Annotated in this window: 17 protein-coding genes; 15 read left to right on the forward strand and 2 right to left on the reverse strand. The window is 71.7% G+C overall.

What is annotated here, in order from left to right; translation table 11 throughout:
• Positions 1-151: 151 nt before the first annotated feature.
• From IAG44_RS37885 to asnB, 7 genes are all read left to right on the forward strand, one after another.
• Positions 152-1621, forward strand: coding sequence for an aldehyde dehydrogenase family protein (locus IAG44_RS37885; RefSeq protein ID WP_187751582.1), 1470 nt, complete (start codon positions 152-154; stop codon positions 1619-1621).
• A gap of 33 nt (positions 1622-1654) precedes the next feature.
• Positions 1655-2731: a quaternary amine ABC transporter ATP-binding protein gene (locus IAG44_RS37890; RefSeq protein ID WP_187751583.1), complete on the forward strand. Its 1077-nt coding sequence runs from the start codon at positions 1655-1657 to the stop codon at positions 2729-2731.
• Positions 2728-4704 carry an ABC transporter permease gene (locus IAG44_RS37895; RefSeq protein WP_187751584.1) on the forward strand — a complete coding sequence of 659 codons (1977 nt, stop codon included), beginning with the start codon at positions 2728-2730 and terminating at the stop codon, positions 4702-4704. Before IAG44_RS37890 ends, IAG44_RS37895 begins: the two co-directional genes overlap by 4 nt.
• Positions 4701-5657, forward strand: a complete 957-nt coding sequence (locus IAG44_RS37900) for an ABC transporter substrate-binding protein (RefSeq protein ID WP_187751585.1) — start codon at positions 4701-4703, stop codon at positions 5655-5657. The genes IAG44_RS37895 and IAG44_RS37900 overlap by 4 nt, the downstream gene beginning before the upstream one ends.
• Positions 5658-5838: 181 nt before the next feature.
• Positions 5839-8277, forward strand: coding sequence for a GcvT family protein (locus IAG44_RS37905; protein ID WP_187751586.1), 2439 nt, complete (start codon positions 5839-5841; stop codon positions 8275-8277).
• A gap of 13 nt (positions 8278-8290) precedes the next feature.
• Complete coding sequence (locus IAG44_RS37910; RefSeq protein WP_187751587.1) at positions 8291-9145, forward strand: bifunctional methylenetetrahydrofolate dehydrogenase/methenyltetrahydrofolate cyclohydrolase; 855 nt, start codon at positions 8291-8293, stop codon at positions 9143-9145.
• A gap of 369 nt (positions 9146-9514) precedes the next feature.
• Positions 9515-11356, forward strand: coding sequence for an asparagine synthase (glutamine-hydrolyzing) (gene asnB, locus IAG44_RS37915; RefSeq protein WP_187751588.1), 1842 nt, complete (start codon positions 9515-9517; stop codon positions 11354-11356).
• On the opposite strand, the gene IAG44_RS37920 is transcribed toward asnB, so the two are convergent.
• The gene (locus IAG44_RS37920) at positions 11353-12153 is read right to left on the reverse strand and encodes a GNAT family N-acetyltransferase (RefSeq protein WP_187751589.1); all 801 of its coding nucleotides are present in this window, start codon (positions 12151-12153) and stop codon (positions 11353-11355) included. The two genes, asnB and IAG44_RS37920, sit on opposite strands and share 4 nt — an antisense overlap.
• A 132-nt stretch (positions 12154-12285) precedes the next feature.
• Between IAG44_RS37920 and IAG44_RS37925 the strand changes: the two genes are divergently transcribed.
• The 3 genes from IAG44_RS37925 to IAG44_RS37935 all read left to right on the forward strand — a co-directional run bounded on the left by IAG44_RS37925 (position 12286) and on the right by IAG44_RS37935 (position 16850).
• Positions 12286-14481, forward strand: coding sequence for a hypothetical protein (locus IAG44_RS37925; RefSeq protein ID WP_187751590.1), 2196 nt, complete (start codon positions 12286-12288; stop codon positions 14479-14481).
• Between the two features lies 1 nt (position 14482).
• Positions 14483-16108 (forward strand): ABC transporter substrate-binding protein, encoded by a 1626-nt coding sequence (locus tag IAG44_RS37930; protein ID WP_187751591.1) that lies wholly within the window; start codon positions 14483-14485, stop codon positions 16106-16108.
• 73 nt (positions 16109-16181) lie between these two features.
• The gene (locus IAG44_RS37935; RefSeq protein WP_187751592.1) at positions 16182-16850 is read left to right on the forward strand and encodes a type 1 glutamine amidotransferase domain-containing protein; all 669 of its coding nucleotides are present in this window, start codon (positions 16182-16184) and stop codon (positions 16848-16850) included.
• Positions 16851-16927: 77 nt separating this feature from the next.
• On the opposite strand, the gene IAG44_RS43905 is transcribed toward IAG44_RS37935, so the two are convergent.
• Positions 16928-20374, reverse strand: a complete 3447-nt coding sequence (locus IAG44_RS43905; RefSeq protein WP_246562393.1) for a glycosyltransferase family 39 protein — start codon at positions 20372-20374, stop codon at positions 16928-16930.
• Positions 20375-20725: 351 nt separating this feature from the next.
• On the opposite strand from IAG44_RS43905, the gene IAG44_RS37950 reads away from it, so the two are divergent.
• The 5 genes from IAG44_RS37950 (at position 20726) to IAG44_RS37970 (ending at position 26820) form a co-directional block, all read left to right on the forward strand.
• Positions 20726-22012 (forward strand): sensor histidine kinase, encoded by a 1287-nt coding sequence (locus IAG44_RS37950; RefSeq protein ID WP_187751593.1) that lies wholly within the window; start codon positions 20726-20728, stop codon positions 22010-22012.
• A gap of 83 nt (positions 22013-22095) precedes the next feature.
• Positions 22096-23409 (forward strand): beta-ketoacyl-[acyl-carrier-protein] synthase family protein, encoded by a 1314-nt coding sequence (locus tag IAG44_RS37955; protein WP_425508549.1) that lies wholly within the window; start codon positions 22096-22098, stop codon positions 23407-23409.
• On the forward strand, positions 23406-24611 hold the full coding sequence (locus IAG44_RS37960; protein WP_187751595.1) for a ketosynthase chain-length factor: 1206 nt from the start codon (positions 23406-23408) through the stop codon (positions 24609-24611). Before IAG44_RS37955 ends, IAG44_RS37960 begins: the two co-directional genes overlap by 4 nt.
• Positions 24612-24664: 53 nt before the next feature.
• A complete protein-coding gene (locus tag IAG44_RS37965; RefSeq protein WP_187751596.1) occupies positions 24665-25711 on the forward strand; it encodes a methyltransferase in 1047 nt (348 codons plus the stop codon).
• A gap of 62 nt (positions 25712-25773) precedes the next feature.
• The gene (locus IAG44_RS37970) at positions 25774-26820 is read left to right on the forward strand and encodes a methyltransferase (protein WP_187751597.1); all 1047 of its coding nucleotides are present in this window, start codon (positions 25774-25776) and stop codon (positions 26818-26820) included.
• Positions 26821-26827 lie beyond the last annotated feature (7 nt).

Here is a 26827-nt window from a genome sequence, read left to right on the forward strand (position 1 = left end):
CCGTGCCAAGTGCCCGGTTGGCGAAATCGTCATCAGCGAACCCCTTGACGGAGCCTCGGCTGTTCGTCACTGTGTTCCACCACAAGCAATCAGATGCACTATGCGCAACGAATCTCGATACGGGGCATTTCCTTCCGGAAGGGCACGGCGCGTGGCAGACCTGTACGTGGACGGTGAGTGGCGGGATTCGGCCGCGGGAGGACACCGGGAGATCCGATGTCCCGCCGACGGCTCGCTCGTGGCGAGCGTGTCGGAGGCGACCCGGGCCGACACCGAGGCGGCGATCGCCGCCGCCCGCCGCGCCTTCGACACCGGCCCCTGGCCGCACACCCCCGAACGCGACCGCGGCGCCCTCCTGCTGCGCACCGCCGGCCTGATCGAGCGCGACGCCAAGGAGTTCGCCCGCGCCGAATCCCTCGACACCGGCAAACGGCTGGTGGAGAGCGAGTACGACATCGCGGACGTCGTCTCCTGCCTGCGCTACTACGGCGGCCTCGCCGGCACCGCCGCGGGCCGCGTCATCGACACCGGCCGCGACGACGCGATCAGCCGCGTCGAGTACGCCCCCGTCGGCGTCTGCGGACTGATCACCCCGTGGAACTACCCGCTGCTCCAGGCGAGTTGGAAGGTCGCACCGGCGCTGGTCGCGGGCAACACGATCGTCCTGAAGCCCAGCGAGCTGACCCCCTCCACCGCGATCCTGCTGATGCGGGCCCTCGAAGAAGCCGGCCTGCCGGCGGGCGCCGCGAACCTGATCCTGGGCGCGGGCGCCGAGGCGGGCGCACCCCTCGCCGACCACCCCGACGTCGACCTGGTCTCCTTCACCGGCGGCCTGGAGACCGGCAAGCGGATCATGGCGAGCGCCGCCGCGACCGTGAAGAAGACCGCGCTCGAACTCGGCGGCAAGAACCCCAACGTGGTGTTCGCCGACGCCGACTTCGAGACGGCCGTCGACTTCGCGCTCACCGCCGTCTTCCTCCACTCCGGCCAGGTCTGCTCGGCCGGCGCCCGACTGATCGTCGAGGACGCGCTGCACGACCGCTTCGTCGACGAGGTCGTCCGCCGAGCTCAACTCATCAGGCTGGGCGGCCCGTTCGACGCGAACGCCGAGACCGGGCCGCTGATCTCCGCGCGACACCTCGCGAAGGTCGAGGCGTACGTCGCGGCGGGCATCGCCGAGGGCGCCGTCCTGCGCTGCGGCGGCGAGCGGCCCGCCGACCCCGCCCTCGCGGGCGGCTTCTACTACCCGCCGACCGTGCTCGACGCCTGCACCCAGGACATGCGCGTCGTCCACGAGGAGTCCTTCGGACCTGTCCTGACCGTCGAGCGGTTCACCGACGAGGACGACGCCGTCCGCATCGCCAACGACACGGAGTACGGCCTCGCCGGGGCCGTGTGGACCGAGGACGCCGGCAAGGCGCAGCGCGTCGCCAGGAGGCTGCGCCACGGCACCGTGTGGATCAACGACTACCACCCCTATGTGCCGCAAGCGGAATGGGGTGGCTTCGGGCGCTCCGGAGTGGGCCGGGAGTTGGGACCGACCGGCCTCGACGAATACCGGGAGCCCAAACACATCTGGCAGAACATCCGACCCCGGCCGCAGCGCTGGTTCAGCGGCTGACACGCCGGGAGACACCTGAAAAGAGGTCCGACTGTGCTCCCCACACAGACCGAGGTGCCCAAGCTGCGCGGCACACCCAAGGATTCGGACGGTACCCCGGTCATCTCCGTGCGTGACCTGTGGAAGGTGTTCGGACCGAAGGCCGACAAGGTCCCCGGCTCCGAGGAACTGCGCGGCCTCGGCCGCCGTGAACTCATGGACCGCACCGGCTGCACGGCCGCCGTACGTGACGTCAGCTTCGAGGTGGCCCCGGGCGAGGTGTTCGTCGTCATGGGGCTGTCCGGCTCCGGCAAGTCGACCCTGGTGCGATGTCTCACTCGGCTGATCGAACCCACCTCGGGCGAGGTCGTCTTCGAGGGCGAGAACATCCGCGACGCCGACCCCGCCCGGCTGCGCGACCTGCGCCGGCGCAAGTTCTCCATGGTCTTCCAGCACTTCGGGCTGCTGCCCCACCGCAAGGTCGTCGACAACGTCGCCTTCGGCCTGGAGATACGCGGCGCCGGCAAGGCCGAACGGATCCAACGGGCTATGGAAGTCGTCGAGTTGGTGGGCCTCGCCGGGTACGAGAACTCCTACCCCGACCAGTTGTCCGGCGGTATGCAGCAACGCGTCGGCCTGGCCCGGGCGTTGGCGGGCGATCCCGAGGTCCTGCTCTTCGACGAACCCTTCTCCGCGCTCGACCCGCTGATCCGCCGTGACATGCAGAGCGAGGTCGTCCGCCTGCACCACGAGGTCGGCAAGACCATGGTGTTCATCACCCACGACCTCTCCGAGGCCCTGAAACTCGGCGACCGCATCCTCATCATGCGCGACGGCAAGATGGTCCAGTGCGGCACCGGCGACGAACTCGTCGGCGCCCCGGCCGACGACTACGTCCGCGAGTTCGTGCGGGACGTGCCGCGCGGCGACGTCCTCACCCTGCGCTGGATCATGCGCCCCGCGCAGGACGGCGACGCCCTCGACGGCCCCGAACTCGGCCCCGACGTCGTCGTCCGCGAAGCCACCCGCGCGGTTCTCGCCGCCGAGAAACCCGTGAAGGTCGTCGAGAACGGGAAGCTGCTCGGGATCGTCGGCGACGAGGAGATCCTCGCGGTGGTGGCCGGTCGATGACGACAACGCTCGAAAAACCGGCGAAACCCGCGCCACCCAAGCAAGTTGACGTGCCGTCAGGGTTCCGGTTCACCCGGCCCCGGGCGGTCGCGGCCATCCTCGTGGGCTGGCTGCTGCTGTTCACCGTGCTGAAGGGCAAGCAGACGCTGTCGCTCGCGGCGGCCGATCTGACCGACCTGCACCGCTGGTTCAACGACGTCAACGACTCCATCGGCGCGAACCGCGACTCCAACCCCGTCTTCCAGTACTTCTTCAACGACATCCGCGCCGCGATCGACCATCTCGCCGTCTTCGTCCAGGAGTTGATCTCGCAGCCGCCGGACGGCCGTCCCCTCCCGCAGATCGGCTGGTTCGGGGTCGTCGGCATCGTCGCGCTGGTCTCCTGGGCCGTCGGGAACTGGCGGGTGGCGCTGCTCGCGGCGGCCGGGTTCACCTTCCTCGGGCTCCAGGGCCTGTGGCAGGAGAGCATGGACACCTTCGCGCTCACCCTCTCGGCGGTGCTCCTCGCCCTGCTGGTCGGGATCCCGCTGGGCGTCTGGGCGGGCGTGTCGGACCGGGTGAACCGGATCGTGACACCGTTCCTCGACTTCATGCAGACGATGCCGACGTTCGTCTACCTCGCCCCGCTCACCCTGTTCTTCCTGATCGGCCCGGCGTCCGCGACCATCGCGACCGTCATCTACGCCGCCCCGCCCGCGATCCGCATCACCTCGCACGCCATCCGCGCCGTCCCCCAGGCGACCGTCGAGGCCGCCGAGTCCCTGGGCGCCACCCGGGGGCAGGCGCTGCGCAAGGTGCTGCTGCCGATGTCCCGCCGGACGGTCGTGATGGGCGTCAACCAGACCATCATGGCCGCGCTCGCCATGGTCACCATCGCCGCCCTCATCGACGCGCCCGGCCTCGGCAAGACCGTCGTCCAGGCGTTGCAGTCCCTCGACGTCGGGACGGCGTTCAACGCGGGCCTCGCGATCGTCGTCATGGCGATCGTCCTGGACCGGGTCACCACGGCCGCCGCCGACCGGGAGCGCGGCGACTTCCGGTGGCGCCGCCACCTGCTCGCGGCCGGCGCGGTGGGCGTCGCCGTCATGGTCTACCTGTCCCATGTCTACGTGTGGGCCGCGCGGTTCCCCGGCAGCGGGCAGACCGGCGCGAAGATCGCGAGCGCCGCCGACTCGGCGACGACCTGGGCGCAGGACCACCTCTCCGGCCTGACCAACGGCTTCCGCGACGCCGTCACGACCGGCCTGCTCAACCCCTTCCAGACGCTGCTCACCGACTCCCCGTGGTGGCTCGTGGGCGCCGCGCTCGCCGGCGTCGGCGCGGTCCTCGGAGGCGTGCGCGCCGGGATCACGGCGGCGGTGTGCGTGGGGCTGCTGATCGGGACGGGCGTGTGGTCCGACGCGATGACGACGCTCGCCTCGACGGCCGTCGCGACGGTCATGGTGATGCTGCTGGGCGTCGTCTTCGGCGTCTGGATGGCCCGCAGCCGCGCGGTCGACCGGGTGCTGCGGCCCACGCTGGACGCGGCGCAGGTCATGCCGCCGTTCGTCTATCTGGTGCCGTTCCTCGCGCTGTTCGGGGCGACCCGGTTCACGGCGATCGTCGCGGCCGTGGTGTACGCGGCGCCCGTCGCCATCAAGATCATCGCGGACGGGGTGCGCAAGGTCCCCGAGACGACCGTGGAGGCGGCCACCTCCGCCGGTGCCGGGACCTGGCAGCTCGTCACCAAGGTCCAACTGCCCATGGCGCGAGGCGCGTTGACCCTCGCCACCAATCAGGGGCTGATCTACGTCCTGTCGATGGTCGTGGTCGGCGGACTGGTCGGCGCGGGCGCCCTCGGCTACGACGTCGTCGCCGGGTTCTCGCAGGGCCAGCTGTACGGCAAGGGGCTCGCGGCCGGGCTCGCGATCGTGCTGCTCGGCGTCATGTTCGACCGGATCACGCAGGCCGCCGCACGGAGGACGACGCGATGACACGACTGAGGCGAGCTGTACTGGGCGGTGTCGTGCTGTCGCTGGCCCTCACCGGGTGCGGCTGGGCGAAGGTCAGCGACATGGCGCCCGCCGCGGGCGCGCGCGGCGACTGCGGCACCTTCAACCTCGCGGTCAACCCCTGGGTCGGCTACCAGGCGGACGCGGCGGTCGTCGCGTACGTCGCGGCCAACGACCTGGGGTGCAAGGTCGTCCAGAAGGACCTCAAGGAGGAGATCGCCTGGCAGGGCTTCGGGACCGGGGAGGTGGACGCCGTCCTGGAGAACTGGGGGCACGACGATCTGAAGGCGAAGTACATCGGCGGTCAGAAGACGGCCGTCTCGGCGGGCTCCACCGGCAACGAGGGCGTCATCGGCTGGTACGTGCCCCCGTGGCTGGCCAAGGCCCACCCCGACATCACCGACTGGAAGAACCTCAACAAGTACGCCGCGAACTTCAAGACCTCCGAGTCCGGCGGCAAGGGCCAGCTCCTCGACGGCGACCCCTCCTACGTCACCAACGACGAAGCCCTCGTCAAGAACCTGAAACTCGACTTCAAGGTGGTGTACGCGGGCAGCGAGACCGCCCTGATCCAGGCGTACCGCAAGGCCGAGAAGAACAAGGAGTGGGTGATCGGCTACTTCTACGAGCCGCAGTGGTTCATGACCGAAGTGCCCCTGGTGAAGGTCAACCTCCCCGCCTACAAGACCGGTTGTGACGCGGACGCCGAGAAGATCGCCTGTGACTACCCCGTCTACGACCTCGACAAGATCGTCAGCACCCGCTTCGCGAAGTCCGGTTCCCCCGCCTACGACCTCGTGAAGAACTTCCACTGGACCAACGACGACCAGAACATCGTCGCCAAGTACATCGCCGTGGACCGGATGACACCGGAGGCGGCGGCGAAGAAGTGGGTGGAGGCGAACCGGGGGAAGGTCAACGCCTGGCTCAAGTAGCCCTGGTTCGAGGCCCGGTGGGCGGTGCGCTCAAGTGCGCGCCGCCCACCGGGCCTTGCCGTTTCCAGCAGCGGATTTCCGGGGTCACCCGGCCTCTTGACACCCCTCCGCACGCCGGGCACATTGAGTTGCGCAACCTGAAATCTGTTGCGTAAAAAGCAACTCAATCGGAGGTGCGGCGATGACGGGACCCCGCGTGGTCATCATCGGAGCAGGCGTCGTCGGCGCGGCGCTCGCGGACGAGATCTCGCAGGCCGGCTGGACCGAGGTGACCGTGGTCGACCAGGGGCCCCTGCCGGCCACCGGCGGTTCCACCTCGCACGCCCCGGGGCTGGTCTTCCAGGCCAACTCCTCGAAGACGATGACCGAACTGGCCCGCTACACGGTCGAGAAGTTCTGCTCGCTGGACGTCGACGGCAAGCCCTGCTTCCTCCAGGTCGGCGGCCTCGAAGTCGCGACCACCCCCGAGCGCCTGACCGAACTGAGGCGCCGGCACGGCTGGATCACCGCCTGGGGCGTCGAGGCGCGGCTCATCGACGCCGACGAGTGCGTGGAGCGGCATCCGCTGCTGGACCGCGCGAAGGTCCTCGGCGGTCTCCTCGTCCCCACCGACGGCCTCGCCAAGGCCGTCCTCGCCGTCGAGGCGCAGATCCGCCGGGCCACCGAGAACGGGGTGCGCTTCCTCGCCCGGCACGAGGTCCTGGACATCCTCCAGGAAGGCGGCCGCGTCACGGGCGTCCGCACCGACCACGGCGACCTCGACGCCGACATCGTCGTGTGCTGCGCCGGCATCTGGGGCCCGAAGATCGCCCGCATGGCCGGCATGAACCTCCCCCTCACCCCGCTCGCCCACCAGCTCGCCTGGACCGGCCCGATCCCCGCGCTCGCCGGCCAGACCGAAGAAGCAGTCCGCCCGATCCTGCGCCACCAGGACGCCGACCTCTACTACCGCGACCGCTACGACGGCCTCGGCATCGGCTCCTACGGCCACCGCCCCATGCCGGTCTCCGCCGACGACATCCTCACCTTCGACGACGACCGGCCCATGCCGTCCGTCCTGGAGTTCACCGAGGACGACTTCGCCGACGCCTGGAACGAGACGCAGTCTTTGCTGCCCGCGACGAAGGACGCCAAGGTCGACGAGGGCATCAACGGCCTCTTCTCCTTCACCACCGACAACTTCCCCCTGCTGGGCGAGTCCAGGGACGTCAGGGGCTTCTGGGTCGCCGAGGCGGTCTGGGTGACCCACTCGGCGGGCGTCGGCCGCGCGATGGCCGAGTGGCTGGTCGACGGCCACTGCTCCTCGTTCGACCTCCACGAGTGCGACGTCAACCGCTTCGAGCCGCACCAGCTCACCCCCGAGTACGTCCTGGCCCGCGACTGCCAGAACTTCGTCGAGGTCTACGACATCCTCCACCCCCTCCAGCCCTCCAGCGACCCCCGCCCGATCCGCACCAGCCCCTTCTACGCACGCCAGCAGGAGAACGGCGCGTTCTTCCTCGAAGCGAACGGCTGGGAGCGGCCCCACTGGTACGAGGCCAACTCCGCGCTCCTGGACGGCCGTTCCATCCTCACCCCCAACGACTGGGCGGCCCGGTTCTGGTCCCCGATCGTCGGCGCGGAGGCGCAGGCCACCCGCGAGACCGTCGCGATGTACGACATGACGGCCCTCAAACGCCTCGAAGTCACCGGCCCCGGCTCCGCCGCCTTCCTGGAGGGGCTGACGACCGGCAAGGTCGCCAAGTCCGTCGGCTCGGTCACCTACACGCTGCTCCTCGACCACGACGGCGGCATCCGCAGCGACGTCACCGTCGCCCGCCTCGCCGCCGACCGCTTCCAGATCGGCGCCAACGGCAACCTCGACCTCGACTGGCTCACCCGCCACCTCCCCGCCGACGGCACCGTCCAGGTCCGCGACATCACCGCCGGGACCTGCTGTATCGGCCTGTGGGGACCCCTTGCCCGCAAGGTCCTCCAGCCGCTCACCGACGACGACTTCAGCAACGACGGCCTCAAGTACTTCCGCGCCAAGCAGGCCCACATCGGCAGCGTCCCCGTCACCGCGATGCGCCTGTCGTACGTCGGTGAACTCGGCTGGGAGATCTACACCACCGCCGACCTCGGCCTCAAGCTCTGGGACACCCTGTGGCGGGCCGCCGAACCCCTCGGCGGCGTCGTCGCCGGGCGCGGCGCCTTCAACAGCCTGCGCCTGGAGAAGGGATACCGCTCCTTCGGCACCGACATGACCTACGAGCACGACCCCTACGAGGCCGGCGTCGCCTTCGCCGTCAAGCTCGACAAGGGCGACTTCATCGGCAAGGAGGCCCTTCAGCGCCGCAAGGACGCCGTCCGGCGCAAGCTGACCTGCCTCACCATCGACGACCCCTACGACGTCGTCCTCGGCAAGGAACCCGTGTACGACGGGGAGAAGGCCGTCGGGTACGTCACCAGCGCCGCCTACGGCTACACGATCGGCAAGGGCATCGCGTACGCCTGGCTCCCCGCCGAACTCGCCGTCCCCGGGCGGACGTTGCACATCGGCTACTTCGACCGGCGCGTGGAGGCCGTCGTCGCCGAGGAGCCCCTGTTCGACCCGACCATGTCCCGCCTGCGCGGCTGACCGAGGGAGCACCATGAGCGCGCGACTGCTCGACGGCAAGGCGACCGCCGCCGCCCTGCGTGGCGAACTCGCCGAACGTGTGGCCAAGTTGACCGCCGGCGGCGCCCGCCCGCCGGGGCTCGGCACGATCCTCGTCGGCGACGACCCCGGCAGCCGGGCTTACGTCGCCGGCAAGCACCGCGACTGCGCCCAGGTCGGCATCGCCTCGATCCGCGTCGACCTCCCGGCGGACGCGACACAGGCACAGGTCGAGGACGCGATCGGCGAACTGAACGCCGACCCCGCCTGCACCGGCTACATCGTCCAGCTCCCGCTGCCCGCGCACCTCGACGCGGGCGCCGTCCTGGAGCGCGTGGACCCCGCCAAGGACGCGGACGGCCTGCACCCCGTCAACCTCGGCCGCCTCGTCCTCGGCGTCGACGCGCCCCTGCCGTGCACCCCGCGCGGCGTTGTCGAACTCCTGCGCCGCCACGACGTCCCGCTGGCCGGCGCGCGCGTCTGCGTGGTCGGCCGCGGCGTCACCGTCGGCCGTCCCCTCGGCCTCCTGCTGACCCGCCGCTCGGAGAACGCCACCGTCACCCTCTGCCACACCGGCACCCAGGGCCTGGCCTGGCACGTCCGCGAGGCCGACATCGTCGTGGCCGCCGCCGGCGTCCCCGGCCTCATCACCCCCGACATGCTCCGCCCCGGCGCCGCCGTCCTCGACGTCGGCATCACCCGCACCCCCTCCGGCCTCGTCGGCGACATCCACCCCGACTGCGCCCGCACCGCCGCCTGGCTCGCCCCGATGCCCGGCGGAGTGGGCCCGATGACCCGGGCGATGCTGCTGGCGAACGTGGTGGAGGCGGCGGAGCGGAACGCGGCGTGAGGACACCGGGGTTCCCGGTGTGACGAGGTGGTCGAGGAGGGGCGCGGTCCGTGGTCGGGCGGCGCCCCGCCCGCTGATGCGCCAGTCCTTCAGGGTGCGGTTTCTTGCAGCGTGGGGAAGTTTTTGCCGATGGCCGGATCTCGGGGGGTGGGGGCAAGGCCGGAGTGGGGAGTTGGGTCTGGGGGCGGCAAAGTCGGGCCGGAAACGGGTGGTCGGGGGAGGGGGGTTTGTTACGGGGATGTTGACCGGGGGAGTCGCGCGGAGCACGCTCGGAAGTGAGTGGTTGTTACAACTTGTTTTCCGTCGGGGTGTGCCTGCCGTGCAGGTGGGGCGGGGTGGCCCGGTGGGAAGGATGAGTGGAGGACGCGTATGTGTGGGATCGCCGGGTGGGTTTCCTTCGACAGGGAACTGAAGGGCGAGGGTGCGGTATTGGATGCGATGACGGAGACGATGGAGTGCCGGGGCCCGGACGACCGGGGCGTGTGGGTGGAGGGCCCGGTGGGCCTCGGACACCGGCGGCTGGCGATCATCGACCTGCCCGGCGGCCGGCAGCCGATGAGCTTCGCCACGCCGCACGGCAACGTGGCGATGGTCTACTCCGGCGAGGCGTACAACTTCACCGAGCTGCGCCGCGAACTCACCGACAGGGGACACCGGTTCACCACCGACTCGGACACCGAGGTCGTCCTGCACGGCTACCTGGAGTGGGGCGACAAGGTCGCCGAACGCCTCAACGGGATGTACGCGTTCGCGGTCTGGGACGGCCGCGAGAACAAACTCGTGATGATCCGCGACCGCATGGGCATCAAGCCCTTCTACTACTACGAGACCCCGGACGGCGTCCTGTTCGGCTCGGAGCCGAAGGCGATCCTCGCCAACCCCCTGGCCCGCCCCCGCGTCACCCTCGACGGCCTGCGTGAACTCTTCACGATGGTCAAGACGCCGGGCCACGCCGTCTGGGACGGCATGGCGGAGGTCGAACCCGGCACGGTCGTCACCGTGGACCGCACGGGCCTGCGCCGGCGCGTCTACTGGGAGCTGGAGACCCGGGAGCACACCGACGACCGGGACACCACGATCGCGACGGTCAGGGAACTCCTCGACGACATCGTCCGCCGCCAGCTCGTCGCCGATGTCCCCCGCTGCACCCTCCTCTCCGGCGGCCTCGACTCCTCCGCGATGACGGCGATCGCGGCCCGACAGCTCGGCGCGCACGGCGAGAAGGTGCGCAGCTTCGCCGTCGACTTCGTCGGCCAGACCGACCGCTTCGTCGCCGACGAACTGCGCGGCACCCCCGACACCCCCTTCGTGCACGACGTCGCCCGCTCCGCCCACACCGAGCACCAGGACATCGTCCTGGACCCCCAGGCCCTCGCCGACCCGGAGATCCGCGCGAAGGTCGTACGGGCCCGCGACCTGCCCGCCGGGTTCGGCGACATGGACGCCTCGCTGTACCTGCTGTTCAAGGCGATCCGCCGCGAGTCGACGGTAGCCCTCTCCGGCGAGTCCGCCGACGAAGTCTTCGGCGGCTACCGCCAGTTCTTCGACGAGGAGGCCCGCAAGGGCACCACCTTCCCCTGGCTGGCCAACTTCGGCCGCACCTTCGGCGACGACACCGAGACCCTGCGCCCCGACCTGCTGACCGCCCTCGACCTCGACGGCTACATCGCCGACGGCCACCGCACCGCCGTCAAGGGCGTCCAACGCCTCGACGGCGAGAGCGACTTCGAGTACGGCATGCGCCGCATGAGCCACCTCCACCTCACCCGCTTCGTCCGCATCCTCCTCGACCGCAAGGACCGCGCGAGCATGGCCGTCGGCCTGGAGGTCCGCGTCCCCTTCTGCGACCACCGCCTCGTCGAGTACGTCTACAACACCCCCTGGGCGCTGAAGTCCTTCGACGGCCGTGAGAAGAGCCTCCTGCGCGAGGCCACCGCCGACGTCCTGCCCAAGTCCGTCTACGACAGGGTCAAGAGCCCCTACCCCTCCACCCAGGACCCCGACTACGCCACCGCCCTCCAGGACCAGGCCAAGGACCTCCTCGCCCGGCCCGCGCACCCCGTCTTCGACCTCGTCGACAAGAACGGCCTCAGCCGCCTCGCCCACCGCGACACCCCCGTCAGCGGCCAGGCCGAGCGGCGCGGCCTGGAACGCGCGCTCGACCTGGCCCTCTGGCTGGACCTGTACCGGCCCGAGATCAGCCTCGGCTAGTTCGCCAACGCCCAGAACGACATAGGCGAGTTGGCCCGGAACCCGATCCTCGGGTACACCGGCGCCCCCGCCGCCGTCGCGTGCAGGGTGGCCCGGGTCAGCCCCGTGGCCCGGCCACCCTCGTACAGCGCCTTCCGCGTCACCGCCTCCCCGTAACCCCGCCGCTCCCAGGCGGGATCCGTCGCGACGAGGACGACGAACAGCCGCCCGTCCGTCTCCACGGTCGCCGCGCACGTCACCGGGACGCCGTCCCGCAGCCCCAGATACGCGTGCACGCCCGTCTTCCACAGCACGGACCCGACCAGCCCGTCCCGCCCGTCCTCCACATCGAAGCCGTACGCACGGGAGTTGAGATCCGCGTATGCCCGCAACTGCTCGTCGTCGCGCACCCGGACGAACGTCAGCTCCGGATGGCCGGGTTCGGGCAGCGGCAGCAGGTCACCGGCCATGCCCGTGCCGGGGAACGCGTGGGCGAGGCCCGCCTGTTCGGCGGCCGGCGCCAGCGCGGCGCGGGCATCCGGGGTCAGCAGGTCCTCGAACAGCCACAGGAAACCGCCCTGCTTCTTCGCCCGCATGACGTCCGCCGCCTCGCCCAACCGCCGCTCCAACAGGCCGGGTTCGAGCCCCGCCTCGGTCAGCGTCACACAGTTCCAGAACAGGAACCGGCTCTCCGCCCACCGCACGGCGATCCCCGGCAGGTCCCTGACGTCGGCGTCCGGGCTCCGGTCGAGCACCAACGTCCGCCAGCCGGCCGTCAGTTGCTCCATGGACTCGATCGACTCCGCAAGGTCGGTCACCGATGCTCCTCACACCCGTTTGGTCACGACATCGACAAGTCAAGCAAACACCGCGTCAACACCCCTGCATTGAGAGAGAATTGACGCGATCTCACGGGCACTCCACGGCGCACATCTCTCACGGGGGCACGGATGGCGCAACGTGTACCGCACGGTTACGAACAACTCGCCGAGACGTTCGTGCCCAAGGCCGTCGGCCTGGGCCCGCGCGGCACCGGCGCCGAACCGGGCCATCCGCGCGGCGCCCCGGTGATCACCGTCCACGGCGGGCGCGGCACCGGCAAGACGGCCCTGTGCGAGCACCTGCACGACACCTACGCCGGCCGCCTGCACGTCGCGAAGTGGCCGATGCCCGGCACCCAGCCCGCCGGCATGCCCCCGCCCCCCGACCGGGCCAGCCCCCTCACCTCCCGCCCGCTCGCCGCGCTCGCCTGCCTGGTCTACGGGCTCAACGGCGACGTGCCGAAGTTCGGCCGGATCGACTTCCCCCGCTTCACCTACGGCCTGATGGCGGCGACGACCCTCTACGAGCCCCTGGACACCGACCAGTTGGAGGGCCCCGCCCTCACCGAGGTGCGCGAACTGGAGCAGCGGCAGCGCGAGTTGGAGGAGGAACTGGCCGGCGACGAACGCCCGGTGTGGAACTCCCTCACGGACTGGGTGGCGGCCCTCATCCCCCTGATCGGTGTGTTCGCCCCCGGCCTCGGCCCCCTGGAGGACCTGCTGGAACGCATCGTCCGCCAGTCCGGAGGACGGCAGACCGGAGGACGCCAGACCGGGGGGCGCCGCACGGCAGGACGCCGGCCCGACGCGCACGACCCCGGACGCCCGCCCGCCACCCGCGCCCCCAAACTCGACCAGTCCGCCCTGCGCTGGTGGGACACCGAACTGCGCACCGTCCCCGGCACCGGCATCCGCAAACTCCTCTACTGGGTCTCCCTGATCCTGCGCCACCAGGTCCCCGCCCAGGCCCGCCACAGCCTGGAGGAACACCTCACCGCCGCCTTCCTCGCCGACATCGACGCCCACCACCACCGAAGACACTGGCGCCTGCGCCCCCTCCCGCTGATCCTCCTCGACGACACGCACACCCCCACCGGACGCCGCCTGCGCGACCTCCTGCTGACCGCCTACGCGAACGCCGCCGGCCCCGACAACGCCAAGGGCGCCGAGGTGACCCGCCCGGTGATCGTCGCCACCGAACTCGACGCCCGCCCCCGCCCGGCCGCCCCCCGCCACCAACGGCCCCTGACCGTCCCCCAGTTCGCCACCCTCGCCTGGCACAGCCCGCGCAGCCACGCCCCCGAGGACTGGCAGGTGTGGCTCCAGGCCCCCGCGCTGAGCGCCGACAGCATCGCCGCCGCCCTCGGCACCCCCTGCCCGCGCGGCCTGCCCAACCTCGTCGAACAGCTCAGCGCGGGCCGCGCCGGCTGCGCCCGCCCCCTGATCGACGCCGCCCGCGAGAGCCTGCGCACCGGCCACCGCTCCGCCCTCCTGCGCGCCGAACCCCAGGACCTCGGCCCCGCCCTCCTCGCCCTCCCGCCGGCCGCCCCCGGCCAGGAACGCACCGTCACCGCCGCCCTGCTGCGCTACCTCGTCCCCGACCACGCCCTGATCGACGCCCTCCTGCCGTGGGCCGTCGCCCTGCGCCCCGAGGACGCCCCGCACCTGCCCGCCCGCGACCCCGACCAGCACCACCGCGTACGCGACCTCCTCAAGGAGGAGCACTGGTACCGCACCGCCTGGTGGGGCGTCCCCGGCCACGCGCCCGTCATCGGCGACCGCACCCTGCGCGAACTCCTCCTGCACCACCTGCGCACCGAGACCGGCACCGCCTACTGGACCGACCTGCACACCGCCGCCCACGACCGCTACGACCCCGGCACCGCGCCCCGCCTGCACCACGCCCTCGCGCTGGGCCGGCGCGAGGAGGCCGTCGCCGGACTGCACGAGGCGTTCGCGCGCAGCGACCGGCGCGGCTGGCTGGCCGCCGTCCAGACCGTCTGCGCCGCCCCGCACCCCCCGGACGGGTACCCGGCACCGGAGTCCGGCGCGGACTGCCCCGCCTGCCCGGGGCCCGTCCCCGACGACCGGCACCGCGCCGTCGGCCGCCTCCTCGACCTGCTGTGGGGCGTCTCCACCCTCTCCTCCCTCTACACCGACGACCCGGAGAGCCCCGACAACCGGCTGCGCCTGCTGCTGAGCGGATTCGACGTCGCCTACGAGGACCAGGACCTCGCCACCGCCGACGCCGCCCGCCGCTGGCCCGTCCTGCTCGCCCGGGGCCGGCGGGTCCCCGAACTCCCCATCGCCCGAAGGGAACCGTGACGTGGAACCCGAGTTCTGGCCGGCGTCGGTGCTGATCGCCGGACCGGTCTTCCTGCTCCTGGCCGCCGGCACCGGCGTGTGGCTGCTGCTGACCCGCTCCGGCTACGTGCACGCCGTCCGCAACACCCTCATGGGCCTGTGCGTGCTGCTCGGCGCGGGCGCGATCACCGCGCTCGTCTGGGCCGCCGACCTGCCCGACTACTGCCAGAGCGGCAACGAACGGCTGGTGCGCGAGGGCGGGGAGTGCATCGGCGTCAGCGACGGCGGGCACGTCTACATCTCCGAACTGGCCAAGGTCTCCCGGTCGATCAAGACCCTCAACGACGAGGTGACCGGCGGCGACAAGCCGTACGCCACCGTCGCCCTGATGATCCCCATGACCCCCGCCGCCGGCGACAAGGCCGACCGCGACCAGATCCTGCGCGAGGTGCAGGGCGCCTACCTCGCCCAGTACCGGGCCAACAAGGTCGACGACTCCGACATCGGCCTGCGCCTCGTCCTCGCCAACCCCGGGCGCGGACTCGACCACGGACGCCAGGTCGCCGACTGGCTGGGGGAGCTGACCCGCACGGACGACCGGCTGCGCGTCGTCTTCGGCTTCAACCTGAGCACCCGTCAGAACGCGGACACCATCGGCTACTTGACGAAGGACAAGGGCATCCCGGTGGTCGGCGGGCCGATTACCGCGACCGACCTCGCGAACGACGCGAGCGGACGCTACCCCGGCCTCGTCAAGGTCGTCCCCTCCAACCGGGACCAGGCCCAGGCCCTCAGCCACTACCTCGGCGGCGACCGGTCCAGGACGTTCCTCATCCAGGACGAGAACAGCGACGACCTCTACTCCCGCTCCCTGCGCGACGCCTTCCAGGAGGTCACCAGGGGAGCCGCGGGCGGACCCGAGACGTACGACGCGGCGAAGGTGCTCTACCGCGACTTCCGGCAGATGGTCGGCAACGTCTGCGACTCCCGGGCCACCACCGTCTACTTCGCGGGCCGCCCGCCCGCACTCGCCGACCTCATCCGCGCGCTCGGCGACCGGGGCTGCGCGGAGCGCCCGATCCGGGTCGTCACCGTCTCCGGCGCCTCGACGATCACCCTCGACCCGGACCTCGACTGGGGCGCCTTCACCCGGGGCGCCGGGCTGACCGTCGAGTACGCGACCATCACCCACCCCGACGCCTGGAAGGCCGGCGCGCGCGGCCGTCCCGCGACCGGGGGTTCCCCCGACGACCTCGCGAAACTCACCGACGTCATCGCCCGCCAGCCCGGCATCGGGGCCGTCGACCTGGCCGACGGGCGGACCATCACCATGTTCGACGCGGCCACCACCGCCTACAAGGGCATCGAGGACCGGATGGACGACCGGGAGACGGTCCCGGCGCTGGCCGACATCAAGGAGAGCTGGCGGCGGATGCGCGGGCAGTCCAAGGTGAAGGGGGCGAGCGGCTGGATCTGCCTCAGGAGCGACGGCACGCCGTACGACAAGGCCGTGGCGGTCGTCCGCCTCGTGCCGCCGGCGGCCGGGAAGGGCGGGAAGGACGGGAAGGGGACGCTGGCGTTCCAGGCGATCGCCTGGCCGACGGGGCGTCCGCTCACCGAGGACATGTGCCGCAACGCGCGTGGGTGAGACGCCTGCGTTGGTACATCGGTGGTGATTGCAACTACTCTCGTCGGTGCACCCCCGTACCAAGGAGAGCGACATGGCGAAGATCCTGTTCCTGATGACCGCCGCCGACCACTGGACGCTGGCCGACGGCACCACCCACCCGACCGGCTTCTGGGCGGAGGAGGCGGTCGTGCCCTACGAGGCGTTCCTCGCCGCCGGCCACGAGGTCACCGTCGCCACCCCGGGCGGCGCCGTCTCCCCGGTCGATCAGAACAGCCTCGACTCCGACGAGATCAAGGCCGCCCTGGAGAAGGCGACGGGGCTGCGCGAGCCGATCGCCCTCACGGACGTCCGCCTGGAGGACTACGACGCCGTGTACGTCCCCGGCGGGCACGGTCCGATGGAGGACCTTGCCGTCGACACCGACTCCGGCGCGCTGCTGACCGGCGCGGTCACCTCCGGCAAGCTCGTCGGCGTCGTCTGCCACGGCCCCGCGGCGCTCCTCGCGGCCGTGAAGGACGACGGCGTCAACGCCTTCGCGGGCTACCGCGTCGCCGCGTTCACCAACGAGGAGGAGCGCATCGGGGGGTTCGCCGACAAGGCGAAGTGGCTGCTCCAGGACCGGCTGACGGAGGCCGGCCTCCAGGTGGACGCCCGCGCGCCGTGGGCCCCGCACACCGTCGCCGACCGCAATGTCCTGACGGGGCAGAACCCGGCGTCCTCGGGGCCGCTGGCGGCGGAGATGATCAAGCACCTGGGCTGAGAGCCTGTGTCACCGCACCGAGGCCCGCGGCGGGGTCGGTGACCCCATCGCGGGCCTCGCAGCAGCACCCCGGGGTGTCACCCGGTGCGGGTCCTGGGGGCGCAGTCGTACAGGGTCGTGCCGTCCGCACTCCCGCCGTACTCCCGTGGAGGGACTACGGCGCAGTGCGCGGTGAGCCACTTCGACCGTTCGGCGACGGGGCTGTCCTCGCCGCCCAGCCGGGCGCCGAGGCCGCCGTCCGCCGGGTCCAGGACGTAGCGGAGTTCCCCGGCGGCGGTCCACTTCTCCAGTTGTCGTACGGAGGGGGCGTCGTCGATGCCGAGGAAGCCGCCCATGCCGATGATCGTGGCGTCGGTGTTGAGGATGTAGGCGGCCGAGGCCATGGCTCCGCTGTCGACCGCGAGGGCGATGCGGGTGCCTTCGGAGCGGTCCGTGACGTAGGTGAGGATCCTGCGCTGGGCGGGGGTGAGGGTGGTGCCGCCGAAGCCGGCCGGCCCGCCGGAGACGCCCGCCGTGCCGGAGCCTCCCGTTTCACCGAGGGCGCCCGCCTTGCCGGAGCCCCCTGCCCCTGCCTCACCGGAGCCGGAGCCCTCCGTTCCGCCGGAGCCGCCCGGACGTCCGCTCAAGCTGCCGCTCCCGCCGGAGCCGGCCCCCGGGGCACCCCCGTCACCGGATCCGGCCCCTGGACCGCCGCCCCCCGGACCGCCGCCCCCCTCCGGCATACCCTTGCCGACGGGCATCCCGAACCCCTGCGGCAACCCCCCGCCGGCTCCCGGCATCCGCGCGCCGGAGGACGCCGGCCCCGCCGTGGGAGGCGCCGCGCCCACCGTCGGCCCCGACCCGGCCGGCACGCTCACCGCCCAGGCGCCCGGCGCGAACAGCACCGCCAGCAGCACCCCGCCCACACCGGCCGCCGCCAGCCGGGGCCTGCGCACCGCCAGGGCCAGCACCCCCACGGCGGCCACCCCCAGCGCGGCCACCACCCAGCCCAGCCACCCGTGCCAGGACGGCACCCGGCGGATCACCGCCACCGTCCACGCCACGGTCACCAGGACGGTCCCCGCCCCGACCGGCAGCGCCCACCGCGCCCCGGCCCGGTGCGCCCGGACCAGCGCCGTGACCAGCCCGGCACTCAACGCGGCGACGGCGGGCGTGAGTTGGGTCGTGTAGTAGGCGTGGAACGTGCCCTCCTGCGTGGAGAACACCAGCCCGCACACGAGCAGCCAGGTCCCCCAGAGCACCCACCCGGCCGCCGGCAGCGCCTGACCGGCGGACGTGCTGCCGCGTCGCCGCAGCACCGCGCCCGTCACGGCGACGGCCAGCGCGACGCCGCTCGCCGGCAGCAGCCAGGCGATCTGCCCGGCCACCTGGTCGTTGAACAGCCGAAGCGGACCCGGCTCGCCCCCGAGGAACGCGCCGAGGTTGTTCCCGCTGCCGCCCCCGGTGTCCCCTCCGAAGACCCGGCCGAGCCCGTTGTACCCGGTCACCAGGTCCCAGGCGCCGCCGTCGGTGCTGCTGCCGATGTACGGCCGGTCGCCCGGCCACCAGGCGGTCACCGCGATCCACCACAGCGAGGAGACGGCGCACACCGCGCCGGCGGTGAGCAGCCGCCCGGTCCGCGCGAGCCAGGTGCCGCCCGCCCCGGCCAGCCAGGCGGCGGCGAACGCCGGCAGCACCATCCAGGCCGCCGTCATCTTGGTGAAGAACCCGCACCCGATCAGGAAGCCGCTCGCGCACAGCCACCACGTGGAGCGCCGGCCCGGCTCGGCCTGGAGGGCGCGGGTCAGCGCGTACGCGGCGCCGACCAGGAACAGCACCAGCAGGGGGTCGGGGTTGGTGTTGCGGTTGATGGCGACGGTGATGGGCGTCAGGGTCATCACGAGGGCGGCGAGGAGGGCCGTGCCCTCACCGGCCCAGCGCCGTACCGTCCGGTGCAGGACGAACACGGCGGCGACGCCCTCGAGGACCTGCGGCAGGATCAGCGCCCAGCCGTGCAGCCCGAACACCTTGCTGCTGACGACCTGCGGCCACAGCGCGGCGGGCGGTTTGTCGATGGTGACGACTCCGGCCGGGTCGAAGGAGCCGAACAGGAAGTTCGTCCAGCTCTGCCCCATCGACTTCACGGCGGCCGCGTAGTAGCCGTTGCCCCAGCCCAGGGAGCCGAGCGCCCAGCCGTACAGGAGCGCGGCCAGCAGCAGGATCGCCGTCAGCGCGGCGGGGGCGGCCCGGTCCGGCAGGGCGCGGCCGGTGGCGGTGCCCGACGGCACCTCGGTGGTGTGGGTCATGGCAGGAACCGTTCTCGGATCTGAGGGAGGCGGGTCCAGGGTGCGCGGGCGGAACACGGCCAGCCGCAGCACCAGGAAGCGGACGCCGGTCACCAGCACCGAGGCGACGGCGAGGACCAGGGTCTCCTCGCCCGTCGACGCGTCCGGCACGGCGTCGCGGAAGACCAGGACGGCCGCCGACGTGACGAGGTAGCCGACCAGGAACAGGGCACCGGCACCGAGGTGGGCGCGCCCGGCGCCCGTCCCGGAGTGGCGGAAGGTGAGCCGGCGGTTGGCCTCGGTGTTCAGCAGCGTCAGCACCAGCAGCGAGACGAAGTTGGCGACGGCCGGCGCCCACCACGTGCGCAGCGTCCAGTACAGGAGCGCCTGCCCGGCGGTCGAGGCGACGCCGACGGCGGCGAAGCAGCCGACCTGCCAGGTGAGCTGGGAGCGGCTGGTGTCGGGCGCGAGGACGGCGTCCGGATGTTCGGCGGCCGGTCCCGGGCGGGCCGGCACGGGGACACGGGCGGCGCCGGACGCCTTGAGGCGGGCCATCCGCCACAGCCCCTTGAGGTCGTCGGCGGCGGTCGAGACGACGTCGACGCGGGTGTCGATGTCCTCCACCCAGTCGACGGGCACCTCGTGGATGCGCAGCCCGTTGTGCTCGGCGAGCAGCAGCAGTTCGGTGTCGAAGAACCAGGCGTCGTCCTCGGTCTTCGCCAGCAGCGGGCGCAGCACCTCGGTCCGCGCGGCCTTGAAGCCGCACTGCGCGTCGGTGAAACGCGCGCCGTGGGTGAGGTGGACGAGGGCGTTGTAGCAGCGGGAGACCAGCTCCCGGCGCGGCCCGCGCACGGTCCGCGAGCCGGGCGCGAGCCGGCTGCCGATGGCCAGGTCGGAGTGGCCGCTGGCCAGGGGCGCGATGAGGGGCAGCAGCCCGTCGAGGCCGGTGGAGAGGTCGACGTCCATGTAGACGACGATCTCGGCGTCGCTCGCGCCCCACACCGTCCGCAGCGCGAGGCCGCGCCCCTTGCGGTCGAGGTGGACGACCCCGACGCCGGGCAGTTCCTCGGCGAGGTCGCGGGCCACGGCGAGGGTCGTGTCGGTGCTGGCGTTGTCGGCGACGGTGATCCGCCACGTGTAGGGCAGTTCGTCGCACAGCCGGGCGTGGAGGGTGCGGACGCAGCCGGGAAGCGCCCTTTCCTCGTTGTGGACCGGGACGACGATCTCGACGGTCGCCGCGCCACTGGATCTCCGCGTCATGGATTACCTCTGAAGGTGAGATCGGTTCTCGTGCGTCCACGTCCTCGCGGAAAACGCGGGGAGAAGGCTGGGAACAGACCGAAAGAAAGAAATGGACCGAGGTCGTCCGTTCCTTCATGCCTTTACAGGTAAATTGCTAGGGACTCTACCAGGTTGTTGCGAATGATTTGCGCCAAATAACGTTCCGCGATATTTCCCAGGAACATCGGCACGGATCGTGTACGACCTTTGTGTACGACCGGCGCGTACGACCAGGGATGTACGGCCCGCCCGCGTACAGCCCGCGATGCACGCGCCGGACGCGACCGTGACCTGACGACCGCCGCCCCTGTCCGTGAGTAGCCTGATCGTGTGTCCGGCATCGTTCCCGTACGACAGGTCCAGAGATTCCTCACCAGGAGACCGCCGTCCCTGGTCCTCCTCGACTCCGCGCTCGCCGCGCTGCTGTGCGTCGGCCTGCTCTGGGCGGACGCCGTCAGCGGCGCCCACCGCGCCGTCGGCGCCGAACTGGTGCTGCGGACGGCGGGCATCGTCTTCGCGGCGCTCGCCGTCGCCGTCCGCAGGCGGGCGCCGCGCCTGTCGTTCGCGGTGGCGTCGCTGTGCGCCTTCGTGGTCGCCGCGCTCGGCGGCGCGCCCCAGGTCTCGGTCTGCGTCGCCGTCACCGCCTACACCACGGCCGGGATCGCGGAGTACGCGTTCTGGTGGGTGCGCCCCGGTGTCTCCGGGCTGCTGATGGCCGCCGGGGTCGCCATCGGGCGGGTCTCCTCCGGCTGGGTGGCGGTCATGTTCGCCAACGTCGCCATCATCTGCGTCGGCTGGTTCGCCGGCCTCGCGGCCCGGGAACACCGCAACCGGCTCCTTGCCACCGCCGAGCAGGAGGCCGAGCGCGAGCGGCAGCACGCCGCCCAGATCCGGCAGGCCGCCATCGACGAACGCCTGGTCATCGCCCGTGAACTGCACGACATCGTCGCGCACTCGATGAGCCTCATCGCGGTGCGCGCCGGGGTCGCGCGCGTGGTGATGAACAGCGACCCGGCGCAGGTCGCGGAGACCCTGGGCATCGTCGAGACCACCACCCGCCAGGCCCTGCACGAGATGCGGCTGCTCGTCGAGGTGCTGCGCCACGAGCACGCCGTCGACCCCTCCCTCACCCCCACCCCCGGGCTCGCCGACACGGCCGCGCTGGCCGACCAGATCCGCAGCGCCGGCATCGACCTGAGCCTCGACGTCCAGGGGACGGCGCGCCGGCTCCCCGCCGCGGTGGACCTGTCGGCGTACCGCATCGCGCAGGAGGCGCTGACCAACGTCGTGCGCCACGCGGGTCCCACCCAGGCCGCCCTGCGCATCGAGTACCGCCCCGAGGACGTCGTCATCGAGGTCACCGACAGCGGGCCCGCCGAGCCGCACCGCCGCCGGCACCATCCCGCGCTGCGCTCCGCCGAGCCCGTCACCGGCACCGCCGGCACCTCCGGCACCGCCGGGCACGGGCTGATCGGCATGCGCGAGCGGGCCGCCCTGTTCGACGGCTACCTGCGCGCCGGCCCGCACGGCAGCGGCTTCCGGGTGCAGGCCCTCCTGCGCACCGGTGACGCAAGCCCCGTGACAGCCGCGGCCGTGCCCGCGGACGGGACCTCGTGACCTGCGCCGACATTCCCTGAAGCCAACTCTAGGCCGCTCCGGTCGAGGTTTGTTTGAGGTCTGCTCAAGCCCGTTGTTGAAGGATCTCCCGCAGAAAGGGTGGTGGCTGGCGGACTCCCAAAGGAGCGCTTGTGGACCGGGCCGTGGTAATCACCGGTATCGACGTGATAGCCCCAGGGGGGCTGGGCAGGAAAGAGTTCTGGAATCTACTCACCGCGGGTCGCACGGCGACCAGAAAAATCTCCTTCTTCGATCCCAGCCCTTTTCGCTCCCGGGTGGCCGGAGAATGCGATTTCAACCCTGCGGCAATGGGATTGCTGCCGCGCGAGATCCGCCGCATGGACCGCGCGACACAGCTGGCCGTGACCTGCGCCAGGGAAGCCCTGGTCGACAGCGGCCTCGACGTCGACACCCTCGACCCGTCCCGCGTCGGAGTGAGCCTGGGCAGCGCGGTCGGGGCGACCACGAGCATCGAGCGCGAATACCTCGTGCTGTCGGACAGCGGCCGCGAATGGTTCATGGACGAGGGACACCTCTCCCCGCACATGTACGACTACATGGTGCCCAGCGCCGCCGCCGCCGAGGTGGCGTGGCGCACCGGCGCCGAAGGACCGGTCGCGATGGTCGCGACCGGATGCACCGCCGGACTCGACGCGGTGGGCCGGGCCCACGAGGCGATCATGGACGGCACCGCCGACATCATGTTCGCCGGCGCCACCGACGCGCCCGTCTCCCCGATCGTGGTCGCCTGCTTCGACGCCATCAAGGCGACCACCCCGCGCGACGACGACCCGGCACACGCCTCGCGCCCCTTCGACGCGACGCGCAACGGATTCGTCCTCGCCGAGGGCGCCGCGATGATGGTGCTGGAGGAACGCGAGCACGCCATGGCGCGCGGCGCGCACATCTACGCCGAGGTCGCCGGCCACGCCACCCGCTGCAACGCCTACCACATGACGGGCCTCAGGCCGGACGGGCGTGAGATGGCGGAGGCGATCCGGCACGTCCTGGCGGACGCCCGGTGCGCACCCGAGGACGTCGACTACATCAACGCCCACGGCTCGGGGACCAGGCAGAACGACCGGCACGAGACCGCCGCGTTCAAGGACGCGCTCGGGGCGCACGCCTACCGGGCGCCGGTCAGCTCGATCAAGTCCATGATCGGGCACTCGCTCGGGGCGATCGGTTCGATCGAACTGGCCGCGTGCGCGCTGGCCATCGAGAACAACGTGGTGCCGCCCACGGCCAACCTGCACGAGCGGGACCCCGAGTGCGACCTGGACTACGTGCCGAACGAAGCACGCGAACTCCCGGTCAACACGGTCCTGTCGGTCGGCAGCGGCTTCGGCGGCTTCCAGAGCGCCGTGGTGCTGCGCTCCCCGGAGCGTGCGGCATGACCGACGCCCCCGTCGTGACCGGCATCGGCACCATGGTGGGCGACGGGGCGGGCGTCGAAGGACACTGGCGGTCCGTCCTCGACGGCCGCTCCTGGATCCAGCCGATCCAGCGCTACGACGCCTCGCGCTACAGCGCGCGGCTGGCCGGCCAGATCACCGGCTTCGACGTCGCCGAGCACCTGCCCAGCCGGCTCATCCCGCAGACGGACCGGGTGACGCAGCTCGCGCTCGTCGCCGGTGACCAGGCCCTGGCCGACGCCGAGGCCGCCGACCGCGGCTACGACTCCTTCGACATGGGCGTCGTCACCTCCAACGCCTCGGCCGGCTGGGAGTTCACGCACCGCGAGTTCAAGAAGCTGTGGACACAGGGGCCGGAGAAGGTCAGCGTCTACGAGTCGTTCGCCTGGTTCTACGCCGCCAACACCGGCCAGATCTCCATCCGCAACGGCATGCGCGCCGCCGGCGGAGTGCTGGTGGCCGACCAGGCGGGCGGCCTCGACGCGATCGGACAGGCCCGGCGCAACCTGCGCCGGGGCGCCAAACTCATGGTCGCCGGCGGCCTCGACTCCGCCTTCGACCCGTGGGGCTGGCTCTCCCACCTCTCCAGCGGCGAGGTGAGCACCGCCGAGGACGCCTCCCGCGCCTACCTCCCCTTCGACGCGGCGGCCGGCGGCTACGTACCCGGCGAGGGTGGCGCGATGCTCGTCCTCGAACACGCCGACTCGGGCCACCCGCCCGCCCGCCGCTACGGGGTGGTCGCCGGATACGCCGCGACGTTCGACCCGCCGCCGGGCAGCGGACGCCCCTCCAACCTGGCCCGCGCCATGCGCCTCGCGCTCGACGACGCCGGAGTGACACCCGACCAGGTGGACGTCGTCTTCGCCGACGGCGCCGGCGTCCCCGAACGGGACCGCAGCGAGGCGGCGAGCATCGCGGACGTCTTCGGGCCGAGGAAGGTCCCGGTCACCGTGCCCAAGGCCGGCGTCGGCCGGCTGCTCGCGGGCGGCGGCCCGCTGGACGTCGTCACCGCGCTGCTCAGCATGCGCGACGGCGTGATCCCGCCGACACCGCACTCCCGCACGATTCCCGACGAGTACGCCATCGACATGGTGGTGGAGCCACGGCAGAGCAGAGTCGACGTCGCCCTGGTGACCGCCCGCGGGCGGGGCGGCTTCAACTCCGCTGTGGTGATCAGGCGCTAACCGGTTCGCAACGCACCCAGAGACAGGCATGACTGCCGGGAAAAGGGGTCGACATGAGCCAAGGAACTTCCGTCAGCTACATGAAGGAACTGCACAGCGACTCGGCACTGAGCACCATGATCGAGCTGCACAGCGGGGTACGGATCACCTACATGCTCCAGGCGGTGGCCGAACTCGGCATCGCCGACCAGCTCGCCGCCGGCCCGCTGCCGGTGGACGAACTCGCCCAGAAGACCGACAGCGACGCGGACGCCCTCTACCGGGTCCTGCGGGCGCTGGCCGGCAAGGGCATCTTCACCGAGGTGTCCCGGCGCGTCTTCGCGCTCACCGCGCTGTCGGAGGTGCTGCGCTCCGACCACCCGAACTCCCTGCGCGACGCCTTCCACATGCACGGCCAGAAGTTCATGCACGACGCCTACGCCCAGATCGGCCACACCGTCCGCACCGGACAGCCCGCGTTCGAACATGTGAACGGTACGAGTCTGTTCGAGTACGTGGCGCAACGGCCGGAGCTGCAAGAGCTGTTCGGCAAGTCCATGGGCAAGGCCAACCGGCAGATCCAGCTCGCGGCGGTGGAGTCCTACGACCTCACCGGCGTACGGACCCTGGTCGCCGTCGGTGGGGCCCAGGGCCACGTCCTCGCCGACCTCCTCACCCGGTACCCCGGCATGCGCGGCGTGTACGTCGACGGCCCCCGGATGGCGCTGGTCGCCGAACAGGTGCTGCGCGCCGCCGGGGTCCTCGACTCCGTCGACATGGTCAGCGGGGACTACCTGGAGTCGGTGCCCCCGGGCGGCGACGTCTACCTCGTCTCCCACGTCCTGCACCAGCTCGGCGACGACGACACCGTCAAGGTGCTGACGAACATCCGCGAGGCGATGGCCGACGGCGGCCGGGTCATGATCGTCAACGCGGTCATCCCCGAGGGCGACGTCCCGCACCCGACGAAGATCCTCGACAGCACCATGCTGGTCCTGGGCCGCAGCCGGGACCGCACGGAGGCGGAGTTCGCGGAGGTCCTGCGCAAGGCGGGCCTGCGGCTGGTCGAGACGACCGGACGGGCACTGCCGTCGAGCGTGGTCGTCGCGGAGCCGTCCTGAGCCCGCTGTCCACACGCAACCGACAAGCATCCACGACATCAGCGGGAGTGAAGGGATCAACCATGCCCGAACAGGCAGCGGGTGCCATGGCCGGCGATGACCGTGAGGACGCCGTGCTGAGCCGGATGTGGGACTTCCACAGCGGACTGCGGATGGGCTTCATGCTCTCCGCGATCGCCGAGATCGGCATCGCCGACCACCTCGTGGACGGCCCGCTCTCCGTGGACGAACTGGCCGAACGCACCGGGAACAACGCGGACGGCCTCTACCGGGTCCTGCGGGCCATGGCGAGCAAAGGGGTCTTCACCGAGACCTCGCGCCGGGTCTTCGGCCTCACACCGCTCGCGGACATCCTGCGCTCCGACACCGCGAACTCCCTGCGCGACGTGTTCCGCCTCCAGGGCAAGCACTTCATGCGCAACGCCTACGCGGAGATCGGCTACTCCATCCGCACCGGCCTGCCCGCCTTCGACCACGTCAACGGCGAGGAACTGTTCGCCTACCTCGCCCGGCACCCGGAGATGAACGAGCTGTTCAGCGGCGCCATGGGCAACGCGGCCGGCCAGACCCAGCAGTCCGCCGTCGAGGCGTACGACCTCACCGGGGTGCGCAAGCTCGTCGACATCGGCGGGGCGCACGGCCACCTGCTCGCGTCGATCCTCGCCCGCTACCCCGACCTGCGGGGCGTGGTCTTCGACCAGCCGCACGTCGTCCCCGGCGCGGAACGGGTCCTGGCCGAGGCCGGCGTCCTGGAGCGGGCCGAACTGGTCGGCGGCAACTACCTCGAATCGGTGCCCGCGGGCGGCGACGCCTACGTCATCTCCCACGTGCTGCACCAGCTGTCCGACAGCGAGGCGATCGCCGTGCTGACCAACATCCGCCGCGTCATGGACCCGGCCGGCCGGGTGCTGGTCATCGACCCGCTCATCCCCGAGGGCGACGTCCCGCACCCCGGAAAGTTCATGGACATCACCATGATGGCGCTCAGCAAGGGCCGCGACCGCACCGAGGCGGAGTTCGTCGAGGTCTTCGGGAAGGCCGGACTGCGGCTGGCCGGCACGGTCGGCCTGAAGTCCGCGTCCAGCGTGGTCGTCGCCGAACCGGCCTGACAGTCAC

This window comes from Streptomyces roseirectus, assembly GCF_014489635.1.
Taxonomy (GTDB): Bacteria; Actinomycetota; Actinomycetes; order Streptomycetales; family Streptomycetaceae; genus Streptomyces; species Streptomyces roseirectus.

Bases quoted from the DNA above. Each gene is read 5' to 3' on its own strand.
- IAG44_RS37895 (WP_187751584.1), top strand. From the start codon at position 2,728: ATGACGACAACGCTCGAAAAACCGGCGAAACCCGCGCCACCCAAGCAA.
- IAG44_RS37900 (WP_187751585.1), top strand. From the start codon at position 4,701: ATGACACGACTGAGGCGAGCTGTACTGGGCGGTGTCGTGCTGTCGCTG.
- IAG44_RS37905 (WP_187751586.1), top strand. From the start codon at position 5,839: ATGACGGGACCCCGCGTGGTCATCATCGGAGCAGGCGTCGTCGGCGCG.
- IAG44_RS37910 (WP_187751587.1), top strand. From the start codon at position 8,291: ATGAGCGCGCGACTGCTCGACGGCAAGGCGACCGCCGCCGCCCTGCGT.
- asnB (WP_187751588.1), top strand. From the start codon at position 9,515: ATGTGTGGGATCGCCGGGTGGGTTTCCTTCGACAGGGAACTGAAGGGC.
- IAG44_RS37925 (WP_187751590.1), top strand. From the start codon at position 12,286: ATGGCGCAACGTGTACCGCACGGTTACGAACAACTCGCCGAGACGTTC.
- IAG44_RS37935 (WP_187751592.1), top strand. From the start codon at position 16,182: ATGGCGAAGATCCTGTTCCTGATGACCGCCGCCGACCACTGGACGCTG.
- IAG44_RS43905 (WP_246562393.1), bottom strand. From the start codon at position 20,374: ATGACGCGGAGATCCAGTGGCGCGGCGACCGTCGAGATCGTCGTCCCG.
- IAG44_RS37960 (WP_187751595.1), top strand. From the start codon at position 23,406: ATGACCGACGCCCCCGTCGTGACCGGCATCGGCACCATGGTGGGCGAC.
- IAG44_RS37965 (WP_187751596.1), top strand. From the start codon at position 24,665: ATGAGCCAAGGAACTTCCGTCAGCTACATGAAGGAACTGCACAGCGAC.
- IAG44_RS37970 (WP_187751597.1), top strand. From the start codon at position 25,774: ATGCCCGAACAGGCAGCGGGTGCCATGGCCGGCGATGACCGTGAGGAC.